A 13,689-nucleotide genomic window follows, 5' to 3' on the forward strand; every position below is an offset into this window, starting at 1 on the left:
TACCACAATATTTAGAACAAGGTGTAACAAGTCTACTATAATTTTAATTCAAGAAGTCTAACTAAAATAAAAGGAGAAATTTTAGTTAGGGCTTTATTATAGCAAAAATTATCAAGGATTACAAAGGGTAGCGTTTATGGTTTGGATTTAGGGCGTTATTTTAGTTGTTTTGAGTTTCATTTATTTTTTGTTTAATAATAAGTCCTACAATTGCAAGCATATAATTTAAAGTGTTTAGGTTATTCAATCAAAAAATTTTAAAACAAAAGGACATAAAATGAAAACCATTAGAAATGGCGTGGTAGTTGGCGTGTCTTTGCTCGGCAGGTTGTGCGAGCGTTGAGACTCGCTTTGACGCTCTGCGTGTCGCTTGCATTAAAGGTGCTCTTATAGAAAAAGAATTATGCTACACGCCTTAAGGACTTTGGAAACCCTTATTTTACTAATCAAACCGATACCAGGCTCTAAGGGTTTCTTCTTAAAAAATATTTTGGCTCTTTTGGCTCATGTTGGTTGAGCCAAGCATTTCAAGATATTTCAAAATAAAGAAAAATTAAAATAAAGTCAATCCAACTCAAGCTCTCATCTAGGATCTTTGAGTATTTTAAAAGTCATGCGATGGATTGGTAGATTATAAAGTTATGGCTCACCATAAAGTAAAGCATTCAAAAAATAAGTTTGCAATTTAGGAGCGTTTTGAAGCGGATAATATCTAATGGCTATCTTTGGAAAAGATTACCTATCTACAGACTTGCAAAATAGCGCTAAAGATATTCTTCTCATCGCTTCGCAAATTCTCAAAGAAAGACTTTTTACCCACAAAAATGAGATTTTCTTTTGCCCTAGAAATAGCTACATTCAAGCGTTTAGAATCTAGCAAGAAAGAAAGATTACCATAAGTTTTCACGGTGGAATAAATGATAATATCTGCCTCCTCGCCTTGAAAGGCATCCACAGTGTCTATTTTGATCTCATCAAAATTCTTGAAGCCGCATTTTTCCACTTCTGATCGCAAGCGTCTTTTTTGGGCATTATAAGGTGTGATAATTCCTATGGTTTTTCTGATTTTTCTTTGGTTAAGAGCGCGATTGATTTGCTCTAAAAGCTCTATGATTTTTTGAACTTGAGCTTTGTTATAGCTACTTGTTTTTTCTAGTTGATGCTCTCTTTCAACATTAATCCAACGGATAATATTCTTAGGATCGTAAAATTGCGAGGTATTTTTGATTGCTCCATTCTTTTGATAATCTAACACGGAATAATTAAGATTGAAGTCATTAAAAATATAAGCATATTTTAAAATTTGAGATCCCAGTCGGTCATTAAAGAGCATAATCACATCCATGTGTTTGGGTTCTGGCTCTTTTTCAGCAATGAATACATTTTTTTCATAATTTGTTACCCACACCTTGAGAGTATCCCTTGGTGTGTACTTTTTATGTTTAAATTCCTTGTATTCAATGGGTAGTGAAAGTTGTATCCCATGAAACAAACACTTGGTCATTTTCCAATCAATTGCATCTTCATACCTAGGCGACACTTCAAAAACGCTCTCTTCTAAAATGTGTTTATAGAGCAAACCTTTACACAAGCTAGCTTTGAAAAATCTGTTGTCTTCTTTATTTTGCCGTGTGATTAAAATATAAAATTCCTCTTGAGAGTTATAAGAATCCCATAACTTTTTTTCATGTTCTCCAGATTCCAAACTTAGGCGTTGCCCATAAATATTGCTTTTTTCATCTTTATCATGCGCATAGATTTCACTTTTATTGACACAAGCAAGTTTTCCAACATAAAGAAAGTCTTGAGGCAAGAGATAGTTTGGCTCCATAGTTTGGATATGCTTTAAAATTTCATCTATGTCACATTCTTTTTTCTTTATCCAATTTTGGGTTTTAGCGATAAAATCTTTGGCTTTTCTGATATTGTCCTTATTGCGATCCATTCGTTCTTGCATCTTATCTGCATTGTCTGGATTGTTGGATTGAGATTCATCACGCCATTCTTCAAATTGTTCTAATGCCTCTTGATGTTTCTTAATATCCTTTTCATTCTCTTTGACCTTTTGCTTTAATTTTTTAATCTCACCCAAATCACTTTTAAGGCGCTTTTCTTTCTCTTGTAATTGAGTTTTTAAGCGAGACAAATAATCTAAATAAGCTAAAGTGCGGCGTTGCACGTCTTCAAAGCGGTTGTAATATATTTGCAGTGCATGTTTTTGCTGTATGGGTAGAGATTTCATTTCTTGTTGGATTTGCTCTAGAACAGCCTCTAATTGCGTAGGTGTCTCTTTATTTTCTTGTTGTAATCTTTCAATTTCTTGCAAATAGCGTTGGATAATATTGAGACAATGGTCTGCAATCTTTAGGGTTTGTTGGTGTTTGTGGCGTTTTTTAGCCTGTTGCACTTTGTACGTGTAGTCCTTAATATCTTTTTTGAGCGTGTTTTGGCGTTCTTTTTCTTTTTCGGTTTCAACATCAAAAAAAAACGCTAACGCTCCAAAACCAACTGCTAGGATAGCCCCACCCACAATAAAGGGTAGCATTAATTCACCTTAGATGTTAATGCAAGCAAAGCTTGTTGGTAATGAATCAGTTGAGCATGCAATTCATCCACCTTTTGGTGTTCCCCATGTTTGCAGATTAAAAATTGATTCAGCGAATCAATCTTATTGATGATGCCTTGCATTATTTCTAAAAGCTTCATGTCTTTTTCATGCCCATTGGAGAGTCTGAGCATTTCTTGTTCATGCATCTTATTGAGTGCTGTTATATCTCTTTGGAATTCAGCGAGCTTTTTTCTCAATCTGTTGATTGAAGCTATCATCTCTTGATTTGATTGTATTTCTACTTGTTTAGTCTTTTCTTGCTCTTTGCTAATTTCTTTCTGGGCATTGATCGCTGATGAAATCAAGTCTTTAGAAGCAGTTACCAACTTTAACATATCTGATAAAGAGAGATTGTCAAGAAAACCCCCTTTAGAGTTTCCTTTTGGTGTGGGTAAATTAACGCTTTTCATATTAACTTCCTATAAAGTTTAAAGACGCTTGGCAATGTGTTGTGAGCGCTTCATGGTATTGTTGGCGCAAGGCTACAATTCTTTGGGCATTGTCATAAGGGAATTTTTTCTCGTATTCATCTAAATGCTCCTTGATGCATTTTAAAACCATAAAGCTGTTTTCATAAGCTAATTTAAGCAGATGCATTTTATCCGCATTCTTGCGTATTCTAGCATCTATCTTTTCTAAGTCTTGGGCAAGCTGTAATCTGAGCTTCTGTTTGTCTAATCTTAATTCTATCAAAAGATTTTCATATTGTTTTCTTAAAGTATTGCATATTATTTCTAATTGTTTGGTCTGCTCTTTAGCGGCACGATATTGGCCATAAGAATGGATCATATCAGCCAAACTAATCACCACATCCACACAGACTAAGACCGGACTCACTTTAGCAATTCCTTTTGCTCCATAGCGTATGGCACTATAGATGATTTTTGTGTTGCGCACACCATGTGCAAAATGCCCATTGTTTTTAAAGAGATCGATACTTATCGTAGTTGCTTGCAGAGTGTTTCTATCTCTATAAAACACTCTTGCTCCCCATGGATTGCACGGATATATGTTTTCCCTTCGATCTTTGCATGCGTTAGTGCCTTTGGATTGATTTTAAAAACTAAAAACCGCTCTACTTCCTTTGGTTCTAAACGCATCCTAATCTCATCTGAAACATCTTTGAAATCTTTCGTATTATCATAAGCACAATACCTGATCAATATCCTTGCGCACATTATAAAGCTCCTCAAATTCTTGTAGGCTTAAATCTTCTCCTGCGATGAGCCACCCACGAGAACAATCTGTTAGATCTTGGCGTTCACGCTATCTTTTTATTTTTTCTCTCACTGCATTTTCTAAAAATACCACCCGATTTGCGCGATTAAATTTGTTGATTTCATCGTGTAATTTTAAAATATTGCGCCCATAAGCGCTGATCTTGTGTTTTTCATTGACAAAACCCCGCTTTACTAAAAAATCTAGGTGTTTTTGAATGGTCATAGAATCAATCTCTGTAACTTGCGATAATTTATTAAGATTTAATCCATCTCCAAAAGCATGCAAGCAAAATAGAGTGAATTCCCCTATATATTCAATTCTTTCCAAACAAAGACTTAACTTATATCCATAATATGGAATACTCACATCTACAAAACTAATACCATGCTTCACTCTCACAACTCCTAAAATCCTCTCTTCATAATTCTTAATTAATATTTCTTAATCATTTGTTATTTTTAAAGCTTCATTCTCTTTTTCACTTTGTAAAGTTGCACGATTATTTCTAATGCCAATGACTTTGGCTTCCATTACTTTGTCTTTTATCGTGGCCTTGACTTTAGTGTCTATCTCTAGCTTATTTTTCCATTATAATAGACGCTTGATTGTTTTCAATCTCTATATAAAGTTCTTTTTGAGAATTAGAGCTATAAGAGAGTTTGTTATGCTGGTAGGCTTTGTAATCTTGGTCAAACGCCACATAAAACAAGCGTTTGTTTTGAGAGTTGGGGTAGGGGATCACATTGATAGAAGAAAAAGCGATATTCTTTTTTTCGTTTTTTGCAAACACCCTTTTTTTATACTCTTTAAAAGCGTTGAATTTCATGCCGTCATAGCGAGTGAAATTGGGGTTATAAAAACGCATGTAGCGTTCAAAATCGCCCCTAGCCCAGGCTTCTTTCCATTGGAAAAGGGAACTTAAAATCATGCTCAATTCCTCTTTAGTGCTAGGGAAAAACTTGTCTTCATAGGTGATAAGGAACGCTTTTTCGCCTTTTAACACTTTGTCATAAGAGCTTAAAATAGGATTTTCAATCGCAATACAGCCCTTGGTGTTCAATTCATTCCGATCGCCATTTAAAGGCATTCCATGCACCCAAATGCCATGCCCAGTGCGTTTTTTCAAAGTGTCATACAAATTAGGGTAATTCGTTACAAAAGCCAAAACGCCATAATATTGATCCAAACGCTCTAATTTCTGCGTGATACGATACACTCCAATAGGCGTGGCCAAATCACCCTCTAAAGTTTTATCGCCCTTTTTAGAGCCTACAAGGGCTTTAGAGCTGTTGATTTTTTTAAGCATGTTATTTTCTATCTCATAAAACTCCAAACTGGGCTTGGATTTATCCGCTACAAATAAAAACTGCTTGTTTTGATAATAGCCAAAATCCGTGTCCTTGTTTTGAAGCTCTTCTGCCCAAAAAGATTTATCCGCTAAATAAGAATCCAATTTTTGACCCACCACTTCCAAGCCTTGTTTTTGATAAAGGTGCATAATTTCTAACAAACGATCACTAGCATTCAATCCCACAAACCCCATTAACAGAGCCGGTAATACCTTTTTCAATCCATACCCCTTTTATGGATATAGCCCAGTTTTTGCAAGCTCTTTTCTTCCTTACTCCATGATTTTTGAGCGATCACTTGCAAGTTTAAAAAAACCTTTTTTTCGCCCACTTCTTGCATTTTCAATCTAGCGCTAGTCCCGATGCGTTTGATATTCACCCCGTTTTTGCCTATTACGATTTTTTTTTGGCTTTCTTTTTCTACGATAATATGTGCATACACCTTGTCTATGCGTTCTTCTTCTATAAATTTATCAATCATCACATCGCTTTCATAAGGGATTTCATCGCTCAAAAAATCAAACAAACTCTCCCTAATAATTTCCTTATAAATATCGCGCATTTTTTCATCGCTCATCAAATCCTTTTCAAAAAGCCATGCACTAGGGCTTAAATGCTTGCTGATGCATTCTAAAAGCGCGTTTAAATTTTGAGATTTTTTTGCGCTCAAAGGCACTAGATCTACAAATTGCGAAGCGTATTTTTGATACTCTTGTAATTTTTGCAAAACTTGCTTATGCGTGGCCATATCAATCTTACTCAAAGCCAAGATATGGGGTTTTTGGCACAAATTTAAAAACTCTTCATACCCTTTTAAATCATCATGCACAGAAGCTAAAAAAACGCACAATTCGGCATCGCCCATCGCTTTTAAAGCCTGTGAGAGCATGCACTGGTTGAGTAATTTTTCTTGATGATGGAGCCCTGGTGTGTCTAAAAAAATGATTTGGCTCTCATACCCTTCTTTATCTTTAAAAGGCACGATGCATTTCATCAATTTTCTGGTCGCATTAGCCTTATGCGAAACGAGAGCTAAATGAGCGTTTAATAAAGTGTTTAAAAGAGTGCTTTTTCCAGCGTTTGGTTTGCCTATAAGAGCTACAAAGCCCGCCTTAGTTTTCATTATAAAATATACTTCACTAAATTTTCATCAGCCACTAAATCCTCTAGCTTGGATTGAACCAACTCTTTAGTGATAGTAACCTTTTGCCCAGAATAATCTTCCGCTTCAAAACTAATGTCTTCTAGCACTTTTTCAATGGTGGTGTGCAACCTTCTAGCGCCTATATCTTCGCTTTTTTGATTGGCGTTATAAGAAAGTTTGGCTAACTCTTTGATCGCATCGTCTTCAAACGCAATTCCTACGCCTTCAACTTGTAAAAGGGCTTGGTATTGCTTGATGATAGAGTTTTTAGTTTGGGTTAAAATCATATACATGATTTCTTCGGTTAAATTCTCTAACTCCACCCTTAAAGGGAAACGCCCCTGCAATTCAGGGATCAAATCGCTCGGTTTAGAAAGATGAAAAGCCCCTGCTGCAATGAATAAAATATGCTCTGTTTTAATAGAACCATACTTCGTATTCACCACACTCCCCTCTACAATCGGCAACAAATCCCTTTGAACCCCCTCTTTACTGGGATCTTGACGGCTTCCTTCTTTAGAGCTTACAGCGATCTTATCAATTTCATCAATAAAAATCACCCCTGAACTTTCCGCGCGCTTCAAACCCTCCATTTTAATGGCTTCGCTGTCTAAAAGCGTGTCGCTAATTTCTGCTTTTAGGGCTTCTTTAGCCTCTTTAACGCTTAAAGTTTTTTTGACTTTATCCTGTTCTTTATGGAAAACCTTAATCAAGTTTTCTTGAACCCTTAAAATTTCAGGCGGCACATTAGAATCAATCTCTATACTTTTTTTACGCACTTCAATTTCAATTTCTCTACTATCCAACTCGCCTTGTGCGATTCTTTGTTGCATTTTTAAAAGGCTGTTAGCGTATTCTTGTTTTTTTTCTTCGCTCACGCCATTAGGCAAGGGGGGTAGGAGTTTTTTAGCGATTTTTTCTATAACCGCTTCTTCAATCTTGTCTTTTAATTTTTCTTTATGCTCATTTTCCACTAAAAGCACGCTGTTATTGACCAAATCCCTTACCATAGACTCCACATCACGCCCCACAAAACCCACTTCTGTGTATTTGCTCGCTTCCACTTTCACAAAGGGGAGTTCCATGATTTTTGCTATTCTTCTTGCGATTTCAGTTTTACCTACACCAGTAGAACCAATCATTAAAATGTTTTTAGGCGTGATTTCTTCTTGTAAGGATTTTTCCAGTTGCAAACGCCTGTAACGATTCCTAAAAGCGATAGCGATAGACTTTTTAGCTTCCTTTTGCCCAATGATGTATTCATCTAAATAAGCGACAATTTCTCTTGGGGTCATATTCAATTTAGACATTAAAGCTCCAAAATTTTAATATTCGTGTTGGTGTAAATGCAAAGATCCCCTGCGATTTTTAAGGACTCTTCTACAAGTTTTCTAGGCTCTAAATGAGCGAAATGATCTAAAGCCCTAGCCGCGCTTAAGGCGTAATTCCCCCCACTCCCAATAGCAGCGATCTTATTGTCTTCAGCCTCTAAAACATCGCCCGTGCCGCTCAAAATGAAAATGTGATCTAAATTTAAAACGATCATCATCGCTTCTAGTCGGCGTAAATACTTGTCCTTGCGCCATTCTTTGCTGAAATCCACCACGCTTTTAAACAAATCCCCTTTTTTGCTCTCTAAAATGCGTTCAAACATATCAAACAAACTAAAAGCGTCCGCGGTGCTACCGGCAAACCCGCTTAAAACCTGGTTGTGATACAAGCTTCTGATTTTTGTCGCATTGGCTTTGACTACGCAATTACCCAAAGTTACCTGCCCATCGCCTCCAATGAGCGCGAACTTTTTATTATCAAATTCCCCTCTATAGCCTAGAATCGTCGTCGCTTCAAACATTTTTTACTCAGCCACCACATCAATTTTAAACGCACCCGCAATCCCCGATCCAAGCTTGACTTCAATCTCATAAATCCCTGTGCTTTTAATCGGGTGTTTGAGCTCAATGTCTTTTTTATCTAAATCCAAACTCGCATGCTGTTCTTTCAAACGCTCCGTGATTTCTTCCTTAGTGATCGCTCCAAATAAAGAGCCGTTCGCGCCGACTTTTTTATGGATAGTCAGCGTGATGGTTTGTAAGGTTTCTACCATTTGCAATTTTTGTGCCTTTTCTAGGGCTTCTTTTTCCGCTTTCTTTTTAACTTCGGCTTTGTATTTATTGATCACTTCGTTAGTGGCGAGTTTGGCTTTTTGGTTAGCGATTAAAAAGTTATTCCCATAGCCATCTTTAACCTCGCACACTTCACCCGCTTTGCCTAAATTTTTCACATCTTCTAGTAATAGAACTTTCATTATATCCCCTTTAAGTTTCAAGTAATTTGTAATTATACTCTTTATTTTAATAAGTTGGGTTTTTATTGCCTGTTCTTACCATCCATCTGTTTTTCTAAAACTTGTTTGATCAACCCCAAACAATAAGGGATATTCTCTTTTGTTTCTAACTTCACTTCCATGTCTCCAAAGCATGGACAACCGATATTAGAAACATTTCTGATCTTTAGTTTTTCCTCTATTTCATCTTGTAACTCAGAAAAATCCATATTTAAAATCAGATTTAATTCATATTTTAAGGGAACAATACTCACAAAAATGGTGCCATGCTTATAGGTTATGTAATGTTTCATAAAATTTTCAGTTATCCTTTCATCAAGAGCTTTAATCTCTTTGCTTAAAATATCAAATAATTCCCTTGAATCAGGGCCAAAGTTATAAGAGCTTAAATCATAAACCTTTTTTTCTTTCTTGGGTTTATACTTCTCTAATGTTTCTGCATCTAGCTTGGGGTAAGTCCAAATCTTTAAAGCCCAATCCACTAAATCATTAGCTCTTTTTTTAATCTGTTCTTCGCCAAAAGATTCCAAATCTTTTAAACTTTGATTGAGTCTCAACGGGCTTTGTTTGAAGCCCTTCTCCATATCTCTTTTTTCTTGGAAAGATTTGTTACTATACTCTTGGTTATAACCGGTTAGAGTGAGATTCCCTATTGTGTGGAGGTATTTATCGTGTATCGCTTGAAAATTTTCACCCAAATCCCTTTCCCATTCTTCCTCGAGTGTTTGAGGCATGATGTGCTCAATAGTGCATTCTTGAGTATTGACCGGCTCTTCTGTGCCAAAATTTTCTAACCTTTCAAGAAAGTATCTAGTTTTCTTTTTCTTTGTTTTATCTCGACCATAAAGTTCTTTCGTAATAAAAGAATCTTTAAATTCAAAATCGTTTGGAAATTTTTGATTCCCTGTTAGCGACCCAAAATGCTCCTCCACGCTTTTAAGGTATTGCTTTTTATCAATCTTTTTTGTAAAAGAGGGAAAGAATTTATTGAGTCCGTTGGAAGGAATACCGCACACCGCCCTTCTGCAAATATAGCTCTCTATTAAATAGATAATAGGGATAAAATCCTGCTTGGATAAAACGCCATCCTTATAATCGCTATAAAGCTCTAATAATAGCGGATATACCACATCCATTTCCAAATCTACAAGAAAACTTAAAGCCTTGTTTAAATCTTTATTGTCTTCTTTTTTGAATGCAATCTGGCAAAAATACCCGCAATATTTTTGCAAATCTTTCAATAAATCCTCTATTTCTATCCCCTCTTTTTGCTGATAATCCTTGAAAGCTTCATAAACTCTTTTCTCAATGGGAATCTTTCCTGTTTTGATCGTGAGGTAATGCCGGACAAATTTATTAAACAAATCCTCTCTCTTACTCTGTTTCTCACTCTGTTTAAAATTCTCCTCCATAGCCCTCCAATATTGATTATAAAAGTCTTCCTGTTTTTTAACCTCCGTTTCCATTATGATATAGTTTCTGATCAGATCCGTTTGCGTGAGTTCGATACCTTTTGAGTTCATGCTCTCAAAAATAAGTTGAGGATCATCTTTTTCTTTCTTTAAAGCAATCCAAACTATCATGAGTTTTTCTAATCCTTTAAAAATCGTTTCTAGTTTGTCGGTGTTTTTACGGATCCATTTTTCAAATAATTTAAAATTTTCCACTATTTTTAACGAAGGCTCGCTCGGTTTTCTTCTGTCTTTATCAATCAAAGACAGCAAGGTGTCTTTATCAGACTCTGATAAGATGAGTCTGAATTTCTTATCGCCGTCCTTATCGCTGTTGATAAGATAGCTCTCTACTTTTTTACGCGAAAATTTTTCCAAAATTTCAACTTCTTCGCTTGAGCGATTCCTCAAAGCGATGAGTAAAAGCGTGATAGTGGTGAGCCTTTGTTGGCCGTCAATGATGAGTAATGGGCTAGAGTGCGTATTATCATCTCGCACATACAAAATAGAACCGATAAAATGCCCGTTCATCTTATCATTATTTCCGCCAATTTTTATAATATCATCCCATAATTGTTCGCATTGTTCCTTTTTCCAACTATACAACCTCTGATAGATAGGAATGACAAATTGATTGTTTTGATTTTCTTCAAAAAATTTTAATAGTGTGGTGGCTTTTGCGTCCATAATACACTCCTTGATTTAGCGGATTTTACCGCATGTGTCTTAATCAAACTTGATGCAGATTCTACTTTTTTTACCCTATAAATGCTATAATCACCCCTATCAATCAAACTCAATTCATAACAATTAAAGGTGGTTAATGATAGTAAGAACTCAAAATAGTGAAAGCAAGATCAAAGAATTTTTTGAATTTTGCAAAGAAAATGAAGTGGAATTTGTGGATTTTAGATTCAGCGATATTAAAGGCACTTGGAACCATATCGCTTATTCTTTTGGGGCTTTAACGCATGACATGTTTAAAGAAGGGATCCCTTTTGATGCGAGCTCTTTTAAAGGCTGGCAAGGCATTGAACACTCGGATATGATTTTAACCCCCGATTTGGTGCGTTATTTCATTGACCCTTTTAGCGCAGATGTGAGCGCGGTCGTGTTTTGCGATGTGTATGATGTGTATAAAAACCAGCCTTATGAAAAATGCCCTAGAAGTATCGCTAAAAAAGCCTTAAAACATTTAAGAGATTTGGGCTTAGGCGATGTGGCTTATTTCGGTGCGGAGAATGAATTTTTTATCTTTGATTCCATTAAGATTAAAGACGCTTCCAATTCCCAATACTACGAAGTGGATAGCGAAGAAGGCGAATGGAATAGGGATAAAAGCTTTGAAAACGGCGTCAATTTTGGGCATAGACCGGGCAAGCAAGGAGGCTATATGCCTGTGCCGCCAACGGATACGATGATGGATATTCGCACTGAAATTGTGAAAGTCTTAAACCAAGTGGGGCTAGAAACTTTTGTCGTCCATCATGAAGTCGCGCAAGCGCAAGGCGAAGTGGGCGTGAAATTTGGGGATTTAGTGGAAGCCGCTGATAATGTCCAAAAACTCAAATATGTGGTTAAAATGGTCGCTCATTTAAACGGGAAAACCGCCACTTTCATGCCAAAACCCCTATATGGGGATAACGGGAGCGGGATGCACACCCATGTGAGCGTTTGGAAAAACAACGAAAACCTTTTTAGCGGCGAAACTTACAAGGGCTTGAGTGAGTTAGCGTTGCATTTTTTAGGGGGCGTGTTGCGCCACGCTAGAGGGTTAGCCGCTTTCACTAACGCTTCCACTAACTCTTACAAACGCTTGATTCCGGGATATGAAGCCCCATCTATTTTAACCTATTCGGCTAATAACAGGAGTGCGAGCGTGCGCATCCCTTATGGGATTTCTAAAAATAGTGCTAGGTTTGAATTCAGATTCCCGGACAGCTCATCAAACCCCTACTTGGCTTTTGCAGCGATTTTAATGGCAGGCATGGATGGCGTTAAAAACAAAATGGATCCCGGCGAAGCGATGGATATTAACCTTTTCAAATTGACTTTAGATGAAATCAGAGAAAAGGGTATCAAACAAATGCCCCACACTTTAAGGAGATCGTTAGAAGAAATGCTAGCCGATAAGCAGTATTTGAAAGAAAGTCAGGTCTTTAGCGAAGAATTTATTCAAGCCTATCAGTCTCTTAAATTCAACGCTGAAGTGTTCCCATGGGAGAGCAAACCCCATCCTTTTGAATTTATCACCACTTATTCATGCTAAAACAATGAGTGGGTTAATAATCCCACTCTAAAAGTTTAGAATAAGGAAAAAATACCTTATTTTTAAAAAGAGTGGTTGGAAAAATTGATTTTCTTTGCTTTTTAGTTTTGTTCTAATAGAGTGTCGACAATAAGATTTAAAAAATGCTCAAAGGTATTTTTTAAGATTAAAGCAAAGAACTCGATTTTAGCCAAGTGATAGTAAAGATTAGGTAGGTGTATTTTCTAAAACTACAGAGCTTCCATAGCTTTTTCATAGCCAAATTCTGCGGATTTCTGCAAGAATTTTTTAGCCTTGTCCTTTTTCTTTCTAGTGCCAAGCCCTTCTTTATAAGCGATCCCAATTCTGTAAAGGATCTCCCCCATTTGTTGTTTGAGTAAAGTAATATTGCTTGAAATTTCAGCAATATCTTCCCAAAGAAGTGTCTTATCTTTGATTTGAGTGGATTTCTTAACAAGTATTCCAAATTTCTTTCCAAATTTTATAGGATTCGCACTCAAACCTGAAAGATCAATGAATCGCGATCCAATAAGCATACTAGTGAACGCAAGGTTTGGTAATCTAAAATTGTTAGCAAAATAATTTGTGCTTTTATTAGAAAATATGCGAACCACATGCCTGTAAGTCTTGAGCGCTTGTTTCAAATCCTTTTTCATCCCTAAGCCTTCTGCTTGCATGCGTCCTAAAATAAGAGCGCCCCCTAACAACCCGCTCCCATACCCTTTGATAGCGTTTTGTGCATAGAATTGCGCTTTTTTGTAATCCACTTTCACACCCTTTCCCTCCAAATACATTTTGGCTAAATAAACGCTGCCAAGCCCGATGCTGTATTCTTGCGCCAATTTAAAATCTTTAAAGGCTTGTTTGTATTGGCCTTGATTAAAATGGTCTAAACCATTTTCAAAATAATATGTCTTATGATTTCGTGCAATTTCATCCCACTGATTTCGCGCCCTTTCATCCCAATCATCACTGATGCTAATATATTCATCAGCTATACAAAGTGAAAACGGCAATAATAAAACTAGTAAAAGCAATAAAGGCTTTAAAAAAGAGAGGGTAGTGCGATAAAAATCTTTAAACATGTCAGATCCTTTTACAATTTGAGCCATTCTTTAGCCTGTTTTTCTAGCCAGATCACAAGCGAACTTTCAAAGCAATTTGAATGGATAGCAGTTGAAGACTTGCAAACAAAGAACATGATTAAAAGAGCTAAACTCAAAGCTAAACTTAAAAATGTCAAACAAAAGAGCAAGCTTAATCGATCTAACTTAAACGCTTCATTCTATCAAATCATCTCTTT

The 13,689-nt window shown here is 36.4% G+C and carries 13 protein-coding genes and 1 pseudogene; 2 read left to right on the plus strand and 12 right to left on the minus strand.

All coding sequences use genetic code 11. The annotated features are described in order from the left end of the window. Window positions 1-277 precede the first annotated feature (277 nt). Window positions 278-468 (plus strand): annotated as a pseudogene (locus tag HPB14_RS03940) (urease-enhancing factor). 271 nt (window positions 469-739) lie between these two features. Here HPB14_RS03940 and HPB14_RS07740 read toward each other — a convergent pair. From HPB14_RS07740 to HPB14_RS03995, 10 genes are all read right to left on the minus strand, one after another. Next, window positions 740-2,545 carry a C-terminal helicase domain-containing protein gene (locus HPB14_RS07740; protein ID WP_000936547.1) on the minus strand — a complete coding sequence of 602 codons (1,806 nt, stop codon included), beginning with the start codon at window positions 2,543-2,545 and terminating at the stop codon, window positions 740-742. Continuing rightward, window positions 2,545-3,018: a hypothetical protein gene (locus tag HPB14_RS03955; protein WP_000843950.1), complete on the minus strand. Its 474-nt coding sequence runs from the start codon at window positions 3,016-3,018 to the stop codon at window positions 2,545-2,547. The genes HPB14_RS07740 and HPB14_RS03955 overlap by 1 nt, the downstream gene beginning before the upstream one ends. A 1-nt stretch (window position 3,019) precedes the next feature. Further along, window positions 3,020-3,589: a hypothetical protein gene (locus HPB14_RS03960; protein WP_049789603.1), complete on the minus strand. Its 570-nt coding sequence runs from the start codon at window positions 3,587-3,589 to the stop codon at window positions 3,020-3,022. 285 nt (window positions 3,590-3,874) lie between these two features. Further along, window positions 3,875-4,222: a hypothetical protein gene (locus tag HPB14_RS07930; RefSeq protein WP_080011975.1), complete on the minus strand. Its 348-nt coding sequence runs from the start codon at window positions 4,220-4,222 to the stop codon at window positions 3,875-3,877. Between the two features lie 184 nt (window positions 4,223-4,406). Further along, window positions 4,407-5,399 carry a cell shape-determining L,D-carboxypeptidase Csd6 gene (gene csd6 / locus HPB14_RS03970; RefSeq protein WP_000757127.1) on the minus strand — a complete coding sequence of 331 codons (993 nt, stop codon included), beginning with the start codon at window positions 5,397-5,399 and terminating at the stop codon, window positions 4,407-4,409. After that, window positions 5,396-6,301 (minus strand): GTPase Era, encoded by a 906-nt coding sequence (gene era, locus HPB14_RS03975; RefSeq protein ID WP_000849788.1) that lies wholly within the window; start codon window positions 6,299-6,301, stop codon window positions 5,396-5,398. The genes csd6 and era overlap by 4 nt, the downstream gene beginning before the upstream one ends. Then, window positions 6,301-7,632, minus strand: a complete 1,332-nt coding sequence (gene hslU, locus HPB14_RS03980) for an HslU--HslV peptidase ATPase subunit (protein ID WP_000040763.1) — start codon at window positions 7,630-7,632, stop codon at window positions 6,301-6,303. Before hslU ends, era begins: the two co-directional genes overlap by 1 nt. Further along, a complete protein-coding gene (gene hslV / locus HPB14_RS03985; RefSeq protein WP_000461017.1) occupies window positions 7,632-8,174 on the minus strand; it encodes an ATP-dependent protease subunit HslV in 543 nt (180 codons plus the stop codon). Before hslV ends, hslU begins: the two co-directional genes overlap by 1 nt. A gap of 3 nt (window positions 8,175-8,177) precedes the next feature. Beyond that, window positions 8,178-8,627, minus strand: coding sequence for a 50S ribosomal protein L9 (gene rplI / locus HPB14_RS03990; protein WP_014658479.1), 450 nt, complete (start codon window positions 8,625-8,627; stop codon window positions 8,178-8,180). Window positions 8,628-8,689: 62 nt separating this feature from the next. After that, window positions 8,690-10,804: a DUF262 and DUF1524 domain-containing protein gene (locus tag HPB14_RS03995; RefSeq protein WP_000338931.1), complete on the minus strand. Its 2,115-nt coding sequence runs from the start codon at window positions 10,802-10,804 to the stop codon at window positions 8,690-8,692. Window positions 10,805-10,940: 136 nt separating this feature from the next. Here HPB14_RS03995 and glnA point away from each other — a divergent pair, with 136 nt between their 5' ends. Beyond that, window positions 10,941-12,386, plus strand: coding sequence for a type I glutamate--ammonia ligase (glnA, locus tag HPB14_RS04000; protein WP_000637113.1), 1,446 nt, complete (start codon window positions 10,941-10,943; stop codon window positions 12,384-12,386). Between the two features lie 230 nt (window positions 12,387-12,616). Here glnA and HPB14_RS04005 read toward each other — a convergent pair whose 3' ends face one another. Together HPB14_RS04005 and HPB14_RS08270 are read right to left on the minus strand one after the other, a co-directional pair. Then, window positions 12,617-13,471 carry an HP0519 family Sel1-like repeat protein gene (locus HPB14_RS04005; RefSeq protein ID WP_000471697.1) on the minus strand — a complete coding sequence of 285 codons (855 nt, stop codon included), beginning with the start codon at window positions 13,469-13,471 and terminating at the stop codon, window positions 12,617-12,619. An 11-nt stretch (window positions 13,472-13,482) separates the two neighbouring features. Then, entirely contained in the window at window positions 13,483-13,629 is a 147-nt protein-coding gene (locus HPB14_RS08270) for a hypothetical protein (protein WP_195182597.1), read from the minus strand. Window positions 13,630-13,689 lie beyond the last annotated feature (60 nt).

This window comes from Helicobacter pylori HUP-B14, assembly GCF_000259235.1.
GTDB classification, from domain to species: domain Bacteria; phylum Campylobacterota; class Campylobacteria; order Campylobacterales; family Helicobacteraceae; genus Helicobacter; species Helicobacter pylori_CU.

What these genes read in the sequence shown, in the direction of transcription:
- HPB14_RS07740 (WP_000936547.1), bottom strand. Translation starts at nt 2,545, where the DNA reads ATGCTACCCTTTATTGTGGGTGGGGCTATCCTAGCAGTTGGTTTTGGA.
- HPB14_RS03955 (WP_000843950.1), bottom strand. Translation starts at nt 3,018, where the DNA reads ATGAAAAGCGTTAATTTACCCACACCAAAAGGAAACTCTAAAGGGGGT.
- era (WP_000849788.1), bottom strand. Translation starts at nt 6,301, where the DNA reads ATGAAAACTAAGGCGGGCTTTGTAGCTCTTATAGGCAAACCAAACGCT.
- hslU (WP_000040763.1), bottom strand. Translation starts at nt 7,632, where the DNA reads ATGTCTAAATTGAATATGACCCCAAGAGAAATTGTCGCTTATTTAGAT.
- hslV (WP_000461017.1), bottom strand. Translation starts at nt 8,174, where the DNA reads ATGTTTGAAGCGACGACGATTCTAGGCTATAGAGGGGAATTTGATAAT.
- rplI (WP_014658479.1), bottom strand. Translation starts at nt 8,627, where the DNA reads ATGAAAGTTCTATTACTAGAAGATGTGAAAAATTTAGGCAAAGCGGGT.
- HPB14_RS03995 (WP_000338931.1), bottom strand. Translation starts at nt 10,804, where the DNA reads ATGGACGCAAAAGCCACCACACTATTAAAATTTTTTGAAGAAAATCAA.
- glnA (WP_000637113.1), top strand. Translation starts at nt 10,941, where the DNA reads ATGATAGTAAGAACTCAAAATAGTGAAAGCAAGATCAAAGAATTTTTT.
- HPB14_RS04005 (WP_000471697.1), bottom strand. Translation starts at nt 13,471, where the DNA reads ATGTTTAAAGATTTTTATCGCACTACCCTCTCTTTTTTAAAGCCTTTA.